The 17,834-nt window shown below is 64.9% G+C and carries 12 protein-coding genes; 3 read left to right on the forward strand and 9 right to left on the reverse strand.

The features are described 5' to 3' along the window. Positions 1 to 13: 13 nt before the first annotated feature. From JSV08_09885 to JSV08_09915, 7 genes are all read right to left on the reverse strand, one after another. Positions 14 to 3,613 carry a protein kinase gene (locus JSV08_09885; GenBank protein UCF80791.1) on the reverse strand — a complete coding sequence of 1,200 codons (3,600 nt, stop codon included), beginning with the start codon at positions 3,611 to 3,613 and terminating at the stop codon, positions 14 to 16. Between the two features lie 67 nt (positions 3,614 to 3,680). Next, positions 3,681 to 4,721, reverse strand: a complete 1,041-nt coding sequence (locus tag JSV08_09890) for a DUF1611 domain-containing protein (protein UCF80792.1) — start codon at positions 4,719 to 4,721, stop codon at positions 3,681 to 3,683. Between the two features lie 90 nt (positions 4,722 to 4,811). Next, positions 4,812 to 6,407, reverse strand: a complete 1,596-nt coding sequence (locus JSV08_09895; GenBank protein UCF80793.1) for a response regulator — start codon at positions 6,405 to 6,407, stop codon at positions 4,812 to 4,814. Further along, the gene (locus JSV08_09900; GenBank protein UCF80794.1) at positions 6,404 to 6,877 is read right to left on the reverse strand and encodes a chemotaxis protein CheW; all 474 of its coding nucleotides are present in this window, start codon (positions 6,875 to 6,877) and stop codon (positions 6,404 to 6,406) included. Before JSV08_09900 ends, JSV08_09895 begins: the two co-directional genes overlap by 4 nt. Beyond that, complete coding sequence (locus JSV08_09905) at positions 6,852 to 7,259, reverse strand: chemotaxis protein CheW (GenBank protein UCF80795.1); 408 nt, start codon at positions 7,257 to 7,259, stop codon at positions 6,852 to 6,854. The genes JSV08_09900 and JSV08_09905 overlap by 26 nt, the downstream gene beginning before the upstream one ends. Positions 7,260 to 7,374: 115 nt before the next feature. After that, positions 7,375 to 9,591, reverse strand: a complete 2,217-nt coding sequence (locus JSV08_09910) for a sulfatase-like hydrolase/transferase (GenBank protein UCF80796.1) — start codon at positions 9,589 to 9,591, stop codon at positions 7,375 to 7,377. A 150-nt stretch (positions 9,592 to 9,741) separates the two neighbouring features. Further along, a complete protein-coding gene (locus JSV08_09915; protein ID UCF80797.1) occupies positions 9,742 to 10,710 on the reverse strand; it encodes a hypothetical protein in 969 nt (322 codons plus the stop codon). Between the two features lie 220 nt (positions 10,711 to 10,930). Between JSV08_09915 and JSV08_09920 the strand changes: the two genes are divergently transcribed. From JSV08_09920 to JSV08_09930, 3 genes are read left to right on the forward strand one after another with little or no spacing between them, the layout of a single operon-like run. After that, a complete protein-coding gene (locus tag JSV08_09920) occupies positions 10,931 to 14,704 on the forward strand; it encodes a tetratricopeptide repeat protein (protein ID UCF80798.1) in 3,774 nt (1,257 codons plus the stop codon). A 25-nt stretch (positions 14,705 to 14,729) separates the two neighbouring features. Then, positions 14,730 to 16,217, forward strand: a complete 1,488-nt coding sequence (locus JSV08_09925; GenBank protein UCF80799.1) for a tetratricopeptide repeat protein — start codon at positions 14,730 to 14,732, stop codon at positions 16,215 to 16,217. Positions 16,218 to 16,229: 12 nt separating this feature from the next. Then, positions 16,230 to 16,823, forward strand: a complete 594-nt coding sequence (locus JSV08_09930) for a hypothetical protein (GenBank protein ID UCF80800.1) — start codon at positions 16,230 to 16,232, stop codon at positions 16,821 to 16,823. A 31-nt stretch (positions 16,824 to 16,854) separates the two neighbouring features. On the opposite strand, the gene JSV08_09935 is transcribed toward JSV08_09930, so the two are convergent. Together JSV08_09935 and JSV08_09940 are read right to left on the reverse strand one after the other, a co-directional pair. Continuing rightward, a complete protein-coding gene (locus JSV08_09935; protein UCF80801.1) occupies positions 16,855 to 17,307 on the reverse strand; it encodes a nucleoside recognition protein in 453 nt (150 codons plus the stop codon). Between the two features lie 3 nt (positions 17,308 to 17,310). Further along, positions 17,311 to 17,802 carry a hypothetical protein gene (locus JSV08_09940; protein UCF80802.1) on the reverse strand — a complete coding sequence of 164 codons (492 nt, stop codon included), beginning with the start codon at positions 17,800 to 17,802 and terminating at the stop codon, positions 17,311 to 17,313. Positions 17,803 to 17,834: the final 32 nt, after the last annotated feature.

The raw sequence follows: 17,834 nt of genomic DNA on the forward strand, positions 1-17,834 counted from the left end.
GTAGGGGCTCGCCCTACTGCGGCGAGCAGGCCCGCGCGACCCCGAGATCGCACGCCCTGCGGCGGCTCTTCGCGGCCGCCGCGCCGTCGCCCATCTCGTCGTAGACCAGGCTCAGGTTGTAGTGGGCGTTGCCGTGGTCAGGCTTCAACTGGGCCGTCTTTTCGTAGTGGAACTTCGCGTCCGTGAGGCGCTTCTGCTGCCAGTGGAGATTGCCGAGCGCGAAGTGCGCCGACGCGTAACCGGGCCTGTGCTGGATGGCTTTCTCCCAGCTCGCGCGCGCCTCGCCGTAGTTCTTTAAATCAAAATAGGCCATCCCCAGGTTGTAGTGCGCGTAGGCGTCCCCGGGCGCGAGTGTCACGGCCTTCCGGTATTCCTCGGCCGCTTCTCTGGGGCGGTCGAGGTCCAGGTAGATGTTTCCCAGGTTCATGTGCACGGCGGGCTTGTCGAGGCCGGCGTCGATGGCGCGCTGGAACACCCGGGCGGCCTCGTCCAGTTGTCCCTGGTCTTCGAGGGCGTTTCCAAGCTCGAAGAGGTAGAGCGCTTGGGCGGGGGAGAGAAGCAGCGCCTCGCGGAACATCTTCTCCGCCTGCCCGGGATCTCCCTGCTCCATGGCGATCATGCCGAGGTAATAGTGCGCCTTGTGGTTCTTTGGGTCCTTGAGGACGACCTTTTCGTAATGCGGCTGCGCCTGGGCGTATTTCCCCTGCGTGTAGTAGAGGTTTGCGAGGTTGTTCTGGATGAGCGGGTTCTCCGGGTCGATGCTCAGGGCCAGGCGGAATTGCTCCTCGGCCTCCTTGTACTTGCCCTGCTTGAAGTAGAGGTTTCCCTGGTTGTTGTACTTGGCGGGGTCGTCGGAAGCCGGGGCGCGCGGCGCGGGCGGCGGCGGTTCCTCTCTTCGCCCGGGGCGCGCTTCGACCTTTCGCGCGGAGCGGGGGGGCTGCACCGTTTCCATCTTCGCGGGCCGGGGCGGCTTGGGGGGTGGCGACGGCTCGGGGCGCGGCTTCTTCAAGGCGGCCAGCTTCTGCTGCGTCGCTTTTTCCTTTTCCTCCTTTTCGAGCGCGGCCAGCTTGAAATCACCGGGTCCGTAGTTCGGGTTGAGAAACGTCGCTTCGTCGCGCTCGCGGCGCGCCGCGTCCCAGTCCCCCGCCTCGGCGTAGCGGTCGCTGAGCGCCCGGTGCGCGTCGGCCATCCAGAGCCGCAGCTCTTTCGACATCGGGTTGATGCCCTTCGCCTCCTCAAAGAAGGCGAGCGCCGCCTCGGGATCATCCCCAAGGAGCGCGAGCGCTCCCTCGGAAAGAGACGCTCCGAAGCGCGCTTTCTGGTCGTCAGGCCACAGCGCGAGCGCGCGGACGAAGGCGTCGCGCGCCCTCGCCTGGTCCTCGGGCCGGCGGCTTGAAAGCAGTGCTTCTCCCTCGGCGATAAGGCTCTCGGCGATGCGCCCCTCCATTTCCTTGAGGTACGAGGCGTCGCCTCCCTCCGCTTCGGCCAGGCGCTGCGCCCAGTAGCGGGCGCTTGCGTTCGGAGGTTCGATGAGATTTCCCGCCGTGAAGGCTTCCTCGGCCAGGCGCCGAAAGTCGCGCACCGTTACCTCCGGTTCCGCGGTGCGGAGACCGAGGCGCTCCAGGTCGAGGTGCGTCAGGTCGAGGAGCCCCTGTTGCTGGAGGTAGAAGGTCGCGCCGGCGAGCAGCACGAGCATCACCGCTAACGCCACCCTAAACCCCCTGCGCTGCTTGACCTGCACGGGACGCCTTATCAGCTCGCTGATGTCCACCTGGCGCAACGCCTCGCTCAGCTCGTCCGCGCTCTGGAAGCGCAGCGCGGGGTCGGTGGAGAGGCATTTGACCGCGATTTCCCGAAGCGGGAGCGGCACGTAGGGCGGGAAGCGCCGGCGCAGCTTCTCGGGCGTCGAGACCGCGATGTCGCGCATATAGGTCGTCATGGAAGACGTGTTGAACGGGAAGCGGCCCGTGAGCATGCGGAACAACACGACGCCCGAGGAGAAAATGTCCGTGCGGGCATCTATAGTCTGGTTCTTCGGGAGATCCCCCAGCTGCTCGGGCGAGCTGTAGCCGATCTTGCCCACGAAGACGCCGACCTCCGTAAAGGGCGTTCCCGGCTCGGGCGCCTTCATGCTCTTGGCGATGCCGAAATCAATAAGCTTGACGTTCTCCGTGTCGTCCTCGCGCACCAGCATGATGTTGTCGAGCGAGAGGTCGCGGTGGATGATGCCCCGCCGGTGGGCCTCGGCGAGGCCGCTGAGCACCTGCAGCATAATTCGCACCACTTCCTGCGGCCGGATGCGTCTGTCCCGCTTGAGGCTCTCCTCGAGGTTCTCCCCCTCGACGAACTCCCACATCGAGTAGATGGAGCCATCCTCAAGGCGGCTGAAGTCGTAGAGCGTCACGAGGTTGGGGTGGCGCAGCCCCTCCGTGAGGAGTGCTTCGTTCCGAAAGCGCTCGAAAAAGCCGGCCTGTGTGGCAAGCTCCTTGCGAATGATCTTGATGGCGCGGTACGTGCCGAGTTGGATGTGTTGCGCCTTGTAGACGGCGCCCATGCCGCCCTCGCCGATGATTTCCAGAACCTTGCAGTCGCGGATGACGCGCCCGATGTAGGGATCGGGAGGGACCTCATCGGTGGAAAGGCCCTCGGTTTTCGGAAGCTCCACGATCATGGTCTTGCTCGTCTCGTCCGCGAGGAGCATGTGGACGCGGTCGAGCTCGAGGGAAGCCTCGTCGGCGCTCGGGCGCTCGGCGCGGCTTTTGGAGAGCATCTTGTGCACGAGCACGTCGAAGTCCTTCGGCAGGGACGTCTTCACCGCCTCGACGAGGGGCTTGGGCTCGCTCTCGAGATGCATCTTCAAGATTTCCATCATTTTCAGCGAGTCGAACGGCGGCTTGCCCGACAGCATCTCGTAGAGGACGATGCCCATTGCATAGACGTCCGCGCGGTCGTTCACGGCCTCGCCGCGGATGTACTCGGGCGAAAGGTACTGGAGCGTCCCCACGATGGTGCCCTCTTTCGTTAGGGGCGCGGTCGTTGGCGAGCCGGAGGCGTCGCCGCGGTAAATTTTCGCGAGGCCGAAATCCGCGAGCTTGATCTGGTCATCGGCCGTGAGCAGAATGTTCCCGGGCTTGATGTCGCGGTGGATGATGTCGTGGGCGTGGGCGTAGGCGAGCGTGGCGGCCGTCTGGCGCGCGATATTGAGGGCGCGCTTGAGCGGAAGCGCCCCCTCGGCTTCGAGAATTTCTCGAAGCGTGCGCCCCTCCACCAGCTCCATGGCGATGTACGGGACGCCGCCCGATTCGCCCGCGTCGTAGATGGTCGCGATGTGGGGGTGGGTCAGAGCGGCCGCCGTCGTCGCCTCTCGGACGAATCGCGCCTTGTCCTCCGTGAGCGCCTTGGTGTCGATAATCTCCGTGCGCAGCACCTTGAGGGCCACGGTGCGGTGGAGCGAAAGGTCGCGCGCCCGATACACCAACCCGAACGACCCCCGGCCGAGCGTCTCGATTACCTCGTACCGCCCCGCGAACTCCTGGCCCGGTCGCAACTCCCCCGTCGTGGGAGGTGTGGCTTTGTCCGGCGCCGCTTCCTTAGTGATCTCGTCGTCCGGCATGCTATCCTTTTTCCAACCGCCTCCACTCTATCGCAACGGCCCCCTCTTTGCAAGGCTGGCCCCCGATTTAGAACAAGGCTTCTCGAAGGACGCTGGTGAGTGCCCGGCGGCCGAAGCGGATGGGATCCACCGCGGGAAGGCGCGTCTCGGTCTGGGTTTCGCGAAGGGCGGCCTTCGCGCGGGCGTCGCTCAGGCGGGCGCTGTTGAGGGCGACGGCCACCACGGGGGCGGGCTTGACCATCGCGGCGGCCTCCTCGTTTAGGCGCACGAGCGTCGCAAGCGAAGGGAGGCGGCACCTCGGATAGCCGTCAATGCAGGCGCGCCCCGGCTCGTGGCAGAAAAGAAGCGCGTCGGCATGCGAGCCGTGCAGGAGCCCGAGCGTCACCCCCGAGTAGGCCGGATGGTTCAGCGAGCCCTGCCCTTCGACGACGACGGCTTGGGCGCGGCGTGCCTCGCGCTCGACCGCCTCTTCCACGGCGCCCGCGATGAAGTCGCTCTTGATGGCGTCCACGGGAATCCCCTTGCCCGTGAGATAGATGCCGGTCTGCCCCGTCGCGACGACGCCCACGCGAAGACCCAGCGCCCGAAGGGCCTCGGCCGCCTCCCACGCGACCGTCATCTTGCCCACGTTGCAGTCGCTTCCGACGGTGAGCAGCACCTTCGCGCGCAAGCGGGGAGGCTTCACCTTCGGGAGGCGGAGCGGGCGGTCGTATTTGCGCAAATCGAAAATCTTCGCCCCTCCCGCCCGGGCCGCCTTCTGAAAGTGCGCATTTTCGGAAAGAAGGACATGGAGGCCGTTCACGACGTTCAGGCCCGCGCGCAGGGCGCGGAGGAGAACATGCTCCCACGAGGGCTCGATCATGCCCCCCTGCGGCGCCACGCCGATGAGAAGGTCGGTCGGGCGCAGGGCAAGTCCCTCGCGCAGGCTCCCCACGACGGGAATCTTTCCTCCGAAGCCGAGCACCCGCTGGACGGTTTTGCCCGCGCGGCGGGAATCGATGACGCCCACGACTTCGCGCCCACGGTAGCGGATGACGCAATTGGCGGTCTTCGACTCGAGCTTTCCGAAATGGCCCTCGGCGAGAATCAGGATGCGGCGGCGAGGCATGGGATCAATGCTTTATGACCGATGACCGATTCCTGATTGGTTATCGGTAATCGGCCATTAAATCCACCCCTTGGCGGTGGACAGCAAAATTTACTTCTTCTTCTCCGCGTCCTTCTCGATCTCTTCGATCTTCTTGCGGATGAGCACCTCGGCCAGATCGGGAACGACTTCCCAGGCGATTTCACGGAGCACCTTTTCGGAGATGCGCTTGACGGCGCGCTCGACGACTTTCTGAATCTCCTCCTCGTTCAAAAGCTCCCGAGCCGACGGCTCTCCCATTTCCTTCAGGAGCTCCGAGGTGGCCATCTCTTCGGTCTCGGTTCGCGCCTTTTCTTCTTCGGCGGCGGGCGCTTGTTCTTCTTCTCGAGGCTCTTCAGCCGGCGCTTTTACGGCTTCATCGCCGAGCATCTCGGTTGCCGAAACGGAACTGCTCTCGGCCATCTCGCGCGCGAACGCCCGGTCGTCTTCCGTGACGCCCTGCGGCGGCTCGTAATAGGCCTCGGGGACCTGCTCCGCGCTCTCCTCGCCGAGGATGGGGGCTTCTTCCTCCTCGGCCCGGGCCGGCGCTTCCGTTTCGACCGGCTCCTTCACTGCTTCCTCCGAAGGAGCGCTCTCCGCTGGCATCGCCTCCTGCGAAACGTCCAGCGTCGGCTCGGAAGGAAGAGGCGGCGCCGCTGCTTCTTCGGCCTCCGTCTCAGCTTCCGCCGCCGGGGCGGACTCCGAAGGCACATCGGCTTCCAGGGGAGATTCTTCTTGAGCCTCGGCGACCGGCTCCTCCGCCGCCTCCCCCAGGGGCGAAGGCTCCTCATCGCCGCCAAAGTCCATGTTCGCGAGCTCGGCGTCAAGCTCGGATGCTACGTCTTCTGCCGGTGAACCTGCCCCCGACTCGGCGAGGCTTGCACCGAATGCTTCGGCGGGGCTCGTCCCGGGTGCCTCGGCGGGACTTTCCTCCGGTGCCTCGGGGCCGGCCGTGGCACCCTCCGAAGGCTTCTTGTCCTCTTCGAGCGCCTGCGCCAATTCGCGGCGCGGAACGGCAACGGTTTCCCCTCGATAGGACGGCTCGGACTCGGCAGCTTCCCCGGCCTCCTTGGGAGGCTCGGCTTGGGGAGCATCCCCTGCGGCTAGGGACTGCATCGTCGGAACGGGAATGGCCATGGTTTCCTCGGCCTCGGGCGGCTCCTCGGGCGCGGACGGTTCCTCCGCCGGTCCGGCTTTTTCCTCGAACGCCTCGAAGGCGCTCTCCACGTCCTCCTCGACTTTGGCCACGACCTCTTGAGGGGGCGCTTCTTCCTGAGACGCCGCCTCGGCCGACGGCTGCGCGATCTGGGAGAGAAGCTTTCCCACCATGTCGATGAGCGTCTGCGTGTCGAAGGGCTTCGTCAGGGTCTCGTCCGCCCCCACGTCGCGGGCGCGCGCTTCGTCGAAGCTTTCAAAGGCTCCGTGGAGCATGAGCACCGGCGTGTGTCTCAGTTGGGCGTGGCCTTTCACGAAAGCGCACACTTCGTAGCCGTCCTTTTCGGGCATCAGGGCGTCGCAGAGAACGATATCGGGCCCGTAATCTTCAAAAAGCTCGATGGCCTGGGCGCCGTTTGCCGCGCAGCGCACCTCGTAGGATTCCGAAAGGGAAAGCTCAACCACCTTCTGAATGGTGATGCTGTCGTCGGCCACAAGAACGCGTTTCTTCATGAGTTCTCCTTGCTGGGGGGATCAAGTTCGCCGTGCATCGCGCGCGCGAGGCGGGACACCGAAAGAAGCGCCCAGACTGCGCGCTCGCCGCGCACGGCACTGTCCACAAACCGCTTCCCAAGCCCCGTCGCATTCCGCGTTTCGGCCTGGGCGAAATCCGTCAATCGCTCGAACGCACTCAAGATGCCCACCTCTTGGGCCAGCAGACCGTCTAGGCTGTCCTCGGTCTGGAGGAGCACCGCGTATTGGCCCCGGATCTTGGGGACGTGTTCAAAGAATCCTTTCCAACGCCGCGGGTCGAACACCGGCACGGCGTAGCTTCGGCGCATGAGCATGCCCGCGAGCGAAACCCGCATTTGCGGAACGCTCTGGAGCGCTTCGTCTCCGTTTTCACCGAGGCGGACGACCTCCCATATCGATTCGAGCGGCAGCGCCCCGCGCGCCTCATCCCACTTGAGCGTAAGCAGCATGCTCTGCGTTCTCCTCTAGGAGCAGACCCCATTGGTTCTCGTAGGGGAAGAGACCCCGAAACGGCCGCTCCTTCTGAAAGATGTACGGCGGCAGGGGGTGGATATCGCCGGCGCTCAGGTGGATCACCTTGAGGGCCTCGTCCACCACGAACACGCGGCGATTCACGTCCCAGACGAAGACGCGGCCGCCCGCCGGAAGCAGCCCTTTCACGCCGAACCACGTCCGCAGGTCCACGAGCGGCAGGATCTCGTCGCCGACGCGCAGGCTCCGCTCCCGAACCTCGCCGGACACGTTGCTCTGTTCCTCGACATGTTCGACGTGGTCGAAATTAAGCCCGCCGATATAGTCGCCAACCGAAAACGCGAAAATCGAGACGTCCATGATTCGCTTTTTTTAAAGGTGTATGTGCACCTTAGGCGTTCGTATCTCACTTTATCGCACCCCGCCCCCCGTGTCAAGAAAACGCATTGCGCCGTAAAATCTTGCCGCGCGCACCTCAACCGGGCGGCGTCCCGGCGTACTTATCCATCAGGGCAAGAGCCTGCTTGTTCTCCGGGTCCTGGGAGAGGACTTTTTTGCAATAGACGATCCCGCGCTCCCGCCTGCCCTCCCGGAACAGGATTTCCGCCAAGCCGAGAATCGACTCGGCGTGGTCGGGGTTTATTTCCAGCGCCTTCAGAAGATAATCGATTCCCTCGTCCACCTTGCCCAGGTTTATGTGGCACTGCCCGAGGTTCGAGTACGTCTGCGCGGTGGGGTCGAATTCGCGGTGGATTTCCTCGATCAGTGCGATCGCGCGCTCGTAGTGCCCCTGCTCGGCGAGAACGTTGCTCAGGTTGACCTTGGCGCCGCGGTGGCGGGGATCCCGACGAAGCGCCTCCTCGTACATGGCCCGCGCCTCGTCCAGGCGCTCGAGGCGCCGGTATAGATTCCCGAGGCCGTAGGGGAGGAAAGCCGCATGGGGGTATTTCTCAATGCCCAGCTTGTAGTCCGCCTCGGCCCGCTCGTAATCTTCCAGCAGCCGGTAGAACCGCGCGCGATTGTTGAGTTCCTCGGGAAGCAGCGTTCCCGTGAGTCTCTCGTTAATCGCGAACGAATCGGCGGCCTTGCGAAGGGCTTCCTTACGCGCTTCCTCGTTGCCCTGCTGTTCCTCCCAAGCGGCCAGCACATGGTAGTAGCTCCATGTATGGGAGGGCTCGATGTCGGCGATTTTGCGCCGAAGACGAATCTCTTCCCGAAGCTTCTCTGTTTTTTTGTAAAGTTTTGCGAGGCGGGCGAGCACTCCCAGGTTTTCCGGATCGATGGCGAGAATTTCGCGGCAAAGACGTATGCCCTCATCAAAATTTCCGGCGTTGGCGGCGCGGCTCGCTCTCAGGTTCAACTCGATGACCGGGACGCGATCTTTGACGTCGGGAAGTATTTTTGCCATCTTGAGAGCGTCGGGCTCTTCCAGTGTTGCGGCCCCTCCCGTAAGGTAGCCCAGGCTTTGAAGTTTTTCCAGGTGATCCTGGGTAAGCTCGGCTTTGGTCTCCGAGGCTTTCGGGTAGCGTCGCCGAAGACTGAGCAAGGCGCTCCTCATCTCCAGGGCCCGCTCCGAATCCCGGGCGGTTCGATTGTCGAGCTCCTCCGGATCCTCGCCCGTCCGGTAAAGCTCCGGCCTCGGCGCAAGGATGTATTTCCACGGCCCGCGAACGAGGGCCTCCGAGGGCGCCCAGCGGTAATCGTAGTAGGGGGTATACGCTTCCATGTACACGTCATGCGCATACGCGGCTCCGTTTTCCCAAAGCGGCCGCAGGCTCTTCCCTTGAAATTCGGAGGGAATGTCCAAGCCGAGGAGGTCGAGCACCGTGGGGGCCACATCCACCTGAGAGGCGGGTGCTTCATGGCGCATTCCCCTTGTGGAAATTCCCTGTCCGTAAAAGATTAGAGGAACCCGTACCGTGGCCTCGTAGAGAAAGAAGCTGTGCGTGGGCTCGCCGTGCTCGCCAAGGGCCTCGCCATGGTCCGCGACGAATACGACGAGCGTGTCGTCCATCGCATTCTTTTCCTCCAGATGTTCCAGAAGCACGCCGATCTGGCTGTCGGTATAAGCGATTTCCCCGTCGTAGGCGCTCCCTTCGTACCGGCTGCGGAACGGCTCCGGAGGTTCGTAGGGATTGTGAGGGTCGAAATAGTGTACCCAGAGAAACCAGGGCGGCCCGCCTTCCAGCCGGCTTCTATCGAACCATTCGACGGCGAGGCGGGTGACCTCCGAGGCGGCGCGGTCGTTGATGCGCAGTTGGAAGAAATCGGTCTTTTCCTTGGGGTAATCTTCCACGGAATCGTAGTAGGAAAATCCCTGATCCAGGCCGAACATCGAGTGGAGGACGAACGAGCCGATGACGGCGCCCGTTTCGTAGCCTTGCTGTCTCAGGATTTCGGCGAGGGTCGGATGCGCGTCGTCGAGCACGTGAAGGCCGTTCATGCGCGCGCCGTGCGAGAAGGGGTACTTGGACGTAAAAAGCGAGGCGTGGGTCGGAAAGGTGATGGGGGCCGTGGCGTAGAGACCGGGGAAATACACGCCTTCATGGGCCAGGCGGTCGATGGCCGGCGTCTCGATGTCCGCGTAGCCGGCGCAGCCGAGCCGGTCGGCGCGCAGTGTGTCCACCGTAATGAAAAGGAGATTGGGGCGCGTGCTTTGGCCGCAGCCTAGGACTCCTAAAGAAAAGAGCAACGTTAGAAAAAGTCTTTTTCCGAACATGGGCTTAATCGAACAGCCGTTTTTCAGCAGCCGGTTTTATGGAATTATAAACGCTCGCGCGCTTAAAAAGAAGGGGCGCTCCAAAGGGAGCGCCCCAGCGATTCTGAATGGAAAGTGTCGTTATTATTCTCTCCCGAACAGCCAGCGGAAGCGCAGGTTGAGGCCGTGGAACGTCACGTTGTCGCGGATCGGAAAACTCATTTCATCGTCAATGTCGTCGCCGTTTCCGAGTCTGTTGGTAACGAGATCTTCCCACGAGCTGAAGGTGTAGAGGAGGGCCAGGTCCAGACCGCCCCACACGTTGACATTCACACCGGCATTCAGGTCGGTGATCAACCCTGCCGCACTGTCGTCTGTGTGGGAGATGTTGTCCGTGTCGTCGCCCCAGCAGCACCATTCGTTGTATTCCGTGCCTTTGGTTTCGCTGTCACCGAAGACGTAGCTGAGGGAGGCGTTGCCTACGACCGACCAGCGCTCGGCAAAGTGGTGCGCGCCGCCGATTCCCACGGTCGGCCCGATGCCGCTCGCGTCGATCGTGCGCAGGTCGTAGCCCCATTCATAGGGAGAACCAAGATCATCTAACCAGTCCAGTCTCACCGTTTCTTCGAAGTCCACGTAGCGAAGGCCGACTTTCCACGTGAGCGTCCAGGGATTGTCGAAGTCGCGGTCCTTCTCGAAGGCTATCTCAATCGAGGTCGCGTCAATCTCGCTCGCGCCTTGAAGATAATAACCGCTGTTGACATACGTCCCGAAGAAGCTGTCGTCCAAGTACTGGCTGGAGTCCAGGTAGCGGCGTTCCACTTCGTCGTCGCTGTAGTCCCAGTAGGTGAGGCTCAGGCGGCCTTTTTCGGCCCAGCTGTAGCCGCCGCCGAGGCGGAACGACAAGTCGCTCCCGTAGTCCAGCTGCCACTTGTTATAGGTATCTGCACTACCACTCTCGTCTTCAATCACCCCTATGCTGTGGTCGATGTTCGTCGGCCCGAGCATCTGTATGTCGCCCGTGACGAAGAACCCTTCGGCGTCGTACGCGAACAGGGGCGCCGCCAGAAACAGCGCAAACGCCGCGACAGTTAACGCGATTGTTTTCTGCATTTGTCTTTCTCCTTTGGTTGTTGTTTTTTCGCCTCCCCCCTTTCGGGACAGGATAACCCACGTTTTCCCGCCCAAAAGAGAGGGTACTCTATCACAGGTAAACGGGGAAAGTCAAGTCGAACGACAGCTTGAATTTTTGCCCCGCCGTGCCGCGCCGTGTATAATGCCTGCCGGGTGGGTTTAACGTTGGAGTCCGGCAGGCAATGCGAGTTCATTCGGCATGGTTGACCTGAAGAGCCTTCTTTTCTCGACGCCCGAGAAGCGCGTCACGAGCATTTACGAGTACATCGCGCAGCGCAAGTTCGACCGCGCGCGCACGCTCGTGAGAAACGGCCTCAAGAGCGATCCGAACTACGCGCCCTACCACATCGCGCTCGTTGAGCTGGAGGTGCTCGGAGGCCGGATGAAGGAGGCGCGCCCCGCCATCGAGCGCCTCTTCAAGCTGGGCTCCCAGCACGTCGAGGAGCTTATGCTGCGCCTCGAGGACCTGCGCTCGCAGGTCAGCAACCTCTACGAGTGCTGGGACGCGCTCGCGGGCTGCGAAATCCGGCAGAAGAACCTCGAAGGCGCCGCCGGCTACATCAAGCGCCTCGCGCAGGCCGAGGCCGAAAAGCTCCTTCAGCGCTATCGCTCGCAGTGCGAGAAGCTCCTCAAGGGGCCGCGCGAGAGCCTGCCGCCCAACGCCCTCAATTTCTACAAGGCGGCGCTTCTTTCGGAGCACCTCAACCGCCACAGGGATGCGGTCGAGGCTTACGGCGTGGTGGCCCAGGTTCTGCCCTCGGACGTTGAAAAAATCGCCAAGCACCTTCAGGCCCTTATTTCCCACAACCCGAGGCTGCGCGGGCTTCGGCTCTCGCTGGGGGATTTCTGGCGGACGTCGGGCCGCATGAAGCAGGCGCTCGAGGAATACCGCCTGCTGCTGCGCGGCGACGCCTCGGCCGCGCCGCAGGTTCTGGAGCGCGCCAAGGCCGCCGCGTCGCAGAGTCCCGAAGACCCTCTGCCCAAGATACTTCTCTTTCAGGCGCACATCGCGCAGCGCAACGTCGGGGACGCCCTTTCGGCGCTCGATTCGTACGCGGCCTCCGGCGACCAGGAGCGCCGGGAAGCCGTCGCTCACCTGAACGCCCTTCGAGAGCAGCTTCCCAACGAGCCGCACGTGTTTCTTCTGCTGGGGCGGCTCTACGCGGAGGGAGGGGACGTCGAGCGCGGCGTCCAGGCCCTGGGGACGGCAAGGCAGGAGGGCGCCCAGAGCGATGAGCTGGTGCCGGTCCTGGAGGCCGTGCTCGCCCGCGAGCCGAAGAACGCACGCGCGAACGAGCTTCTCGGAGAGGCGTATTTCGCGGTGAAGCGCTACGACCTGGCGGCCAAGCATTTCCGCCTCCTTGCCCGCGCCGAGGGAAAGCGCTTCACGCTTCTGGGCAAGGCGGCGGCCATGGTCGAGGTGGATATGGCGAACGCCGAGTGCCTGCTGCTTCTCGCCGAGCTCGCCAAGGGCGAAGGGCAGGTCGGGCGCATGGGCGTGGCGCTTCGCGCGCTTCTCCGCGCGACGCCCGAGCGCGCCTCCGAGGCGCTCGCCGTCGCCATGCCTCCGGGGGGCCATCCGCAGGCGTACCTGGCTGCCGTCGAGTGCGCCGTCGCGGCCGGAGACGTTCCCCATGCGCTCCAGTATCTGAGCGGATTCTTTTCGGCCTATCCCGGGGACGCGGCCCGCGGGCTTTCCGCGGCGCTCGAGCTCGCGGAAAAGGAGCCTCAAACCGCGCCGAAGATTTTGGAGCTCTTGAAGCGCCTCGAGTCCTCGGCGGCGGTGAGCTTCGCCGCGGGCGAGGTGGCGCGCGCGGGGAAGCTGCTCGACGAGGCGTTCGCGCACTACAAGGGCGTGCTCACGCAGGCGCCCGACAAGACTCCCGTCGTCCAGCAGGCGATGGAGGCGCTTCTTCGAGAGAATCCCGAGCGCGAGGCGCTTCGGCTCGACCTGGTGGACGTCTATTTCTCCCTCAAGCTCTACGACAAGATTCGCCCCGAGCTCGACCGCCTCATGGAGACCGCGCCGCAGGAGATGCCGCGCATCGTGGAAAAATACAAGGCCCTGCGCATGCATCTTCCCAAGGACCCGGCGCTCGCCTTGGGACTCATGCGCGCCCACCTCAAGGCCCGCACGCCCAAGGCCGCCGTGAAGCTCGCCTCCGAGGCCATCCCGCTCGCGAAGGAAGATCCCGTCGCCCTCGCCGAGATCAATCTGTATTTGGGCGACGCCTTCCGCGACAGCAAGGACCTCGACAAGGCCGTTGCGCGCTACGGCCAGGCGGCCGAGCAGGCGCGCAACCTCCTTCCGGAAGTGCGGAAGCGGCTGGAGGCGATGCACACCGCGCGCCCCGACCACGTCGCGACCCTGATGTGGCTCGGGCGGCTCTACGCCACCGAGACCCAGTGGGACAAGGGACTCGAGGCCTACCGCGCCGCGCTCGAGGCGGACGCCTCGCAGGGCAAGGCGATTCTTGCCGAGCTCGAGTCCCGCTGTGCGGGCTACGCGCCCGCGCGTCTTTTGGAGGCGCGGATTCACGCGGCGTCGGGCGGAGCGGTGCGGGCCGCCGAGTTGCTGGGCGGCATCCCGGCCTCAGAGAAGACCGTTCTCGAGGCGGCGCTTCCGCAGGCCGCGGCGCTTCTCAAGGAGGCGCCCAAGTCGGCCGAGGCGCATGCGGCGCACGGAAAAATTCTCGCCCGCCTGGAGCGCTTTCAGGAGGCGGCGCGGAGCCTGACGCAGGCGCTTGCGCTCGACGCGAAGGCGGCGCCGGCCGTTCTGGGCACCGCGAGCGAGATGATGCGAAAAAACCCCGAAACCACCGCACCGCACCGCGTGGCCATGCGGGCCCACGTCGCTCAAGGAAAGCCCAGGGCGGCCGTCGAGGCGCTCGGACAACTCAAAAAAGCGCCCCCGGAGGGGGAGCGCGGGGCGCTCCAGAAGGAGATCGAGGAGCTGGGCGCCACCGTGGAGCACGACGGCGCGCTCACGGGCGCGCTCGCGCACGAGACGCTCCGCCTCGGGTTCCGAGAGCAGGGCTTCAAGGGCTTGGGTCGGGCACTCGCGCTCGGAGGCGCGAACCTCAACTTGGCGCTCGAAGACCTGGATTTGCTTCTTCGGGAGCAGCCGCAGAACGCCTCCGTTCAGCTCATGCGCGCGAGCGTGCGCGCCGCCGCCGAGCGCTGGGCCGACGCGGTCGCCGATGTGCGCGCCGCCGTCCGGACTGCCCCCGCGCTGCGCGAGGAGGCGCTCCCCCTGCTCGAGGGGCTGCGCAAGCAGAGCCGCCGCTTCGACGCCCTGGACCTGGAAGTGGACACCCTGATGGCGCTCGGCCGCTGGAAGCGCGCGTTCCAGGTGCTCTCCTCGGAGAACGTCGAGCGGTTCACGCCCGGGGAGGCGGCGCAGATTTTCATGCGGCGCGGCATGGTGCTCGAGCAGCTCGGCGAGCGCGACGGCGCGAGGGAGGCGTTCGCGAAAGCCTACGAATTTTCGGAGAACGAGGAGGCGATGCTCGTGACGCTCCACGACTTCGCCGCCGCCTTCGTCTCGGAGCGCCTGGAGAGCCTGCGGTCCGGGGGAAAGCTTAAAAATTTCTCGCCCCAGGAAATCGAGATCCTGCGGCGGCATGCGACGCCCGGGCTTCTGGCCCGCCTCGGAGCGGGCGACGGGAAGGAGGCGGCCCGCGTCAAGAGCCTTTGCTACGTATGGCAGGGCAACGTCGAGGCGGCGATGGCGCTCGACGAGCAGTCGGGCGACCGCGGCGATGCCGCGCACCGGGCGATGCTCGCCGGCGACTGGGCGAGGGCGGCCGCGCACCTCGAGGCGCTCGCGCGCGAGACCAAAACAGCCGGCGTTCAGAAGGCCCTCGCGCACGCATACGAGCGGCTCGTGGCCGAGTCGCTTGCGCGAAAACCGAAAATCCTCTGTGGAATTTCTTCCCTTTCGAGGCGGACGCAGCAGAAGGGCGGCGCCTGAGGATTCATTCTGTTAGAATAGAGAGATGGCCGAAACCTCTGAAGACGTGGCGAAACAAATCGAGGAACTGCTGAAGCTCTTCCACGACGAGGGCGGCGTGTTCGCCGCCCTTCGGGACATCAAGAGCGAGCTTTACAAGCTGAGCGAGCGCCCGGCCTCCGAGGAGAAGAGCTCGGCGGACCCGGAGCTCGTCCGGAAGCTCGACGAGCGGGTGGCTAACCTCGGCCCTCGGCTGGAGGAGATGCAGACGGCGCTCCGCTCGCTCGCCGAGGCCGGGGCGAAGGAGCGCTCCGCCCTTCAGGGGGAGATTGAAAAGCCGGTGCGCGCCCTCGAGCAGTCCCTCGCCGCGGCGCGCGAGGAATTTTCGAAGTCCTTGAAGGAGGTCTCGGACGCGGCCGCCGCGCGGAGCTCCGACGCCGTCCTCGCGCTGGAGAAGAAGCTCAAGGAGAACGTCGCCTCCGAGGTTGGGAAGCTCGAAAAGACGCTTCTTGAAAAAACGGAAGCTACGGCCAAGCAGGCGGAAAGCCAGGCGAGCACCCTGGTCGAGCACGGCCAGACGCTGGGGCGCATCGCCGGGGCGCTCACGAGCCACGGCGACTCGCTCGACAAGCTCGCGACGTTCGTGCGGGGGCAGAGCGAAAACTCGGAGAAGCAGGCGGCGTCGGCGTTCGCGGACCTGCACAAGCAGCTGGGCACGCTGGAGGGCACGCTGCGCGCCCTCGACGAGGAGCGCAAAAAGAGCGTGCTCGCCCTCGAAGGGGCCCTGACGGGCGTCCGGAAGGCGCTCGAGGCGCGGAGCGAGGAGCAGGCGAAAAAATCGGCCGAGGCGCTTCGCCAGACGCAGGCCGCCCTCACCAAGGCGGTCGCGGACGGCGAGGAGCAGGCGGCCTCCCGCGCCGCCGCGTTTGACAAACGCCTCAAGGAGACGGCGGCCGAGACGCTCACGCTGAAGGCGCACCTTGAGACTTTCGCCGAGGGCCAGCGCGCCATGGCGAAGTACTTCGACGAGCGGCGCAAGCGCGACGAGGAGGCCAAGGCGCGCGAGCGCAAGGAGGAGGCGCGCGAGGCCAATAACCGCGGCGCGGCCCTCTACCACCGCGGCGCCTACGAGGCGGCGGTGCTCGAATTCCAGCGCGCGCTCGAAATCGATTCCAAGATGGCCGAGGCGCACAACAACCTCGGCCTCGCCTATTCGCAGCTCAAGAAGAACAAGGAGGCCGTCGAGGCATTCAAGAAGGCGCTCGCCCTGGACTCCGGCATGGGCGAGGCCTACAACAACCTCGGCCTCCTCTACCACCTGGGTGCCGAGTACGGCAAGGCCGTCGAGATGTTCCAGGCGAGCCTCCAAAAAAACGCGAATCCCTCTGTGGCCTACACGAACTTAGGCAATTCCTACTACGAGGCGAAAAAGTTCAAGGAGGCCGTCGCCGCGTGGCAGAAGGCCCTGGAGTTTAACCCCCTCAACAAGGACGCCAAGCGCGCCCTCGAGATGTTCCACAAGGAAACGTCTTAAGCAGGTTTTCCCATGGCCGTAAAGGAACTGTTTCGCCAGCTGGAGATCGAGGCGCACCGCCCGCGCAAGGCGCGCGCACTCGACTCGTTTCTGCCCCGGCCCGAGGCGTGGCCCTCGCAGCTTCGCTCCGAGGAGGAGGTTGCCTACAAGGTGACCGACGAGGACGTCGCGGGCCTCGAAACCGAGGGGAGCGTCTCGCTCGAGGAGCTTCTGGACAAGGAGATTCCCGAAGAGCAGCGCGCCGCCGCGGCCCAGGAGGCGCCCAAGAAGGAGCCGGCCGTGTCGGAAGAGGACCTGGACGGGCTCGAGCTGGGGGGAAGCGTCACGCTCGAAGAGCTCCTGGGCGAAAACATCCCCGGGAAGTCGCCCAAGAAGCCGCCCGCGAAGCCGCCTGCGAAATCACCCGCGCAAGCGAAGCGCACCGAGGACGTTCCCACCCGTCCTGCGGCGTCCCCGCCCCCCCCCCAAGCCTCCAAGAAATTTCCCACGCTGGAAATAAGCGGCGACCTTCTGGCGGGCTCGTCGAAAAAGGCACCAGACGACAACCTCTCGCTCGAAGACATCCTCGACGACCTGGTTCCCGACGAGCCGAAGAAGAAAAAGTAACCTTCCTTCCGTGAGGGAACAGGGAGGGTGTTCACGCCGCCGCTCGCCGGCGCAGCCAGCACTTGAGCAGAAAAACCGCCAGCACGGCCAGGACGAGCCGCGGCGCGACGAGGTAAACCCAGTGGGCGCCCACCACGACGAAAAGGAGCGGGTCCTCGACCATGGCATGGCACAGGCAGAGAAATAAGCTCACGGTGGTGATTTCGCGGCGCGGAATCCGGTGCTCACGCGTGAGGGCCACGAGGGCGCCCACGCCGTACACGATGCCGAAAGCGAGGCCCGCGAGGAGCACCGTCGCCGACGCAGGAGAAAATCCGAAGGGCGCGAATGCGCGGCTGAACCGGCTCTCCCCCGACCGGAACACGGCGGCTCCCTTCGCGAATTCGAACGCCACCATCACCGGCACCAGGACCAGCGCCAGCTTGGCGCAGAGAAGCAGGGCGTTTCCGATCGCAAGAAGCAGAGCCAAACCCCACTCGGCCACGGCTTATCCCGGGAGGAAGAATAGGAAGAAAAGGTGAAGAAGCCATGCGGCGAGCATCCCAAAAACAACGCGCACCGCAAGGAGCGTCTTCCACGGCGCCCCCACCTCGCGCAGCACGGCCATCTCGATCACAAGTTCGTGGCAGATGCCGATCCCCAGGCCGAGCACCGTCACCTGCTTCCACGAGAGCGACAGATTCGCCACAATGCCCACCGTGGGGTAGAGGCTCACGAGGGCTCCGCTCGCCGCCGCGAGCGACGCCTCGCCCGGAAGCCCCCACCAGCCCATGGCCGGAGCGAGCGCCCGTCCCAGGGCGTCGAGGGCGCCCGAGAGCCGCAGCACTTCGAGCCCCGCCGCGACGGGCACGATCACTCTTGCCAGAATCCACGTCGTCCACAGGCCCCGCATAAGGCCGTCCCGGAGCTTTTTCCGGGCCGTTCGCTCATCCTGGTCGAGCGGAGCGCCCTCGGGAAAGGAGGAGGTGGATTCGCTCACCAGCTGCGGAGGTGGTGCGCGACGGCCGGCAG

It is taken from the genome of Acidobacteriota bacterium (assembly GCA_020349885.1).
Taxonomy (GTDB): domain Bacteria; phylum Acidobacteriota.

Excerpts from the sequence above, each read along its gene's own strand:
- JSV08_09885 (UCF80791.1), bottom strand. The coding sequence starts at position 3,613 with ATGCCGGACGACGAGATCACTAAGGAAGCGGCGCCGGACAAAGCCACA.
- JSV08_09890 (UCF80792.1), bottom strand. The coding sequence starts at position 4,721 with ATGCCTCGCCGCCGCATCCTGATTCTCGCCGAGGGCCATTTCGGAAAG.
- JSV08_09895 (UCF80793.1), bottom strand. The coding sequence starts at position 6,407 with ATGAAGAAACGCGTTCTTGTGGCCGACGACAGCATCACCATTCAGAAG.
- JSV08_09900 (UCF80794.1), bottom strand. The coding sequence starts at position 6,877 with ATGCTGCTTACGCTCAAGTGGGATGAGGCGCGCGGGGCGCTGCCGCTC.
- JSV08_09905 (UCF80795.1), bottom strand. The coding sequence starts at position 7,259 with ATGGACGTCTCGATTTTCGCGTTTTCGGTTGGCGACTATATCGGCGGG.
- JSV08_09915 (UCF80797.1), bottom strand. The coding sequence starts at position 10,710 with ATGCAGAAAACAATCGCGTTAACTGTCGCGGCGTTTGCGCTGTTTCTG.
- JSV08_09920 (UCF80798.1), top strand. The coding sequence starts at position 10,931 with ATGGTTGACCTGAAGAGCCTTCTTTTCTCGACGCCCGAGAAGCGCGTC.
- JSV08_09925 (UCF80799.1), top strand. The coding sequence starts at position 14,730 with ATGGCCGAAACCTCTGAAGACGTGGCGAAACAAATCGAGGAACTGCTG.
- JSV08_09930 (UCF80800.1), top strand. The coding sequence starts at position 16,230 with ATGGCCGTAAAGGAACTGTTTCGCCAGCTGGAGATCGAGGCGCACCGC.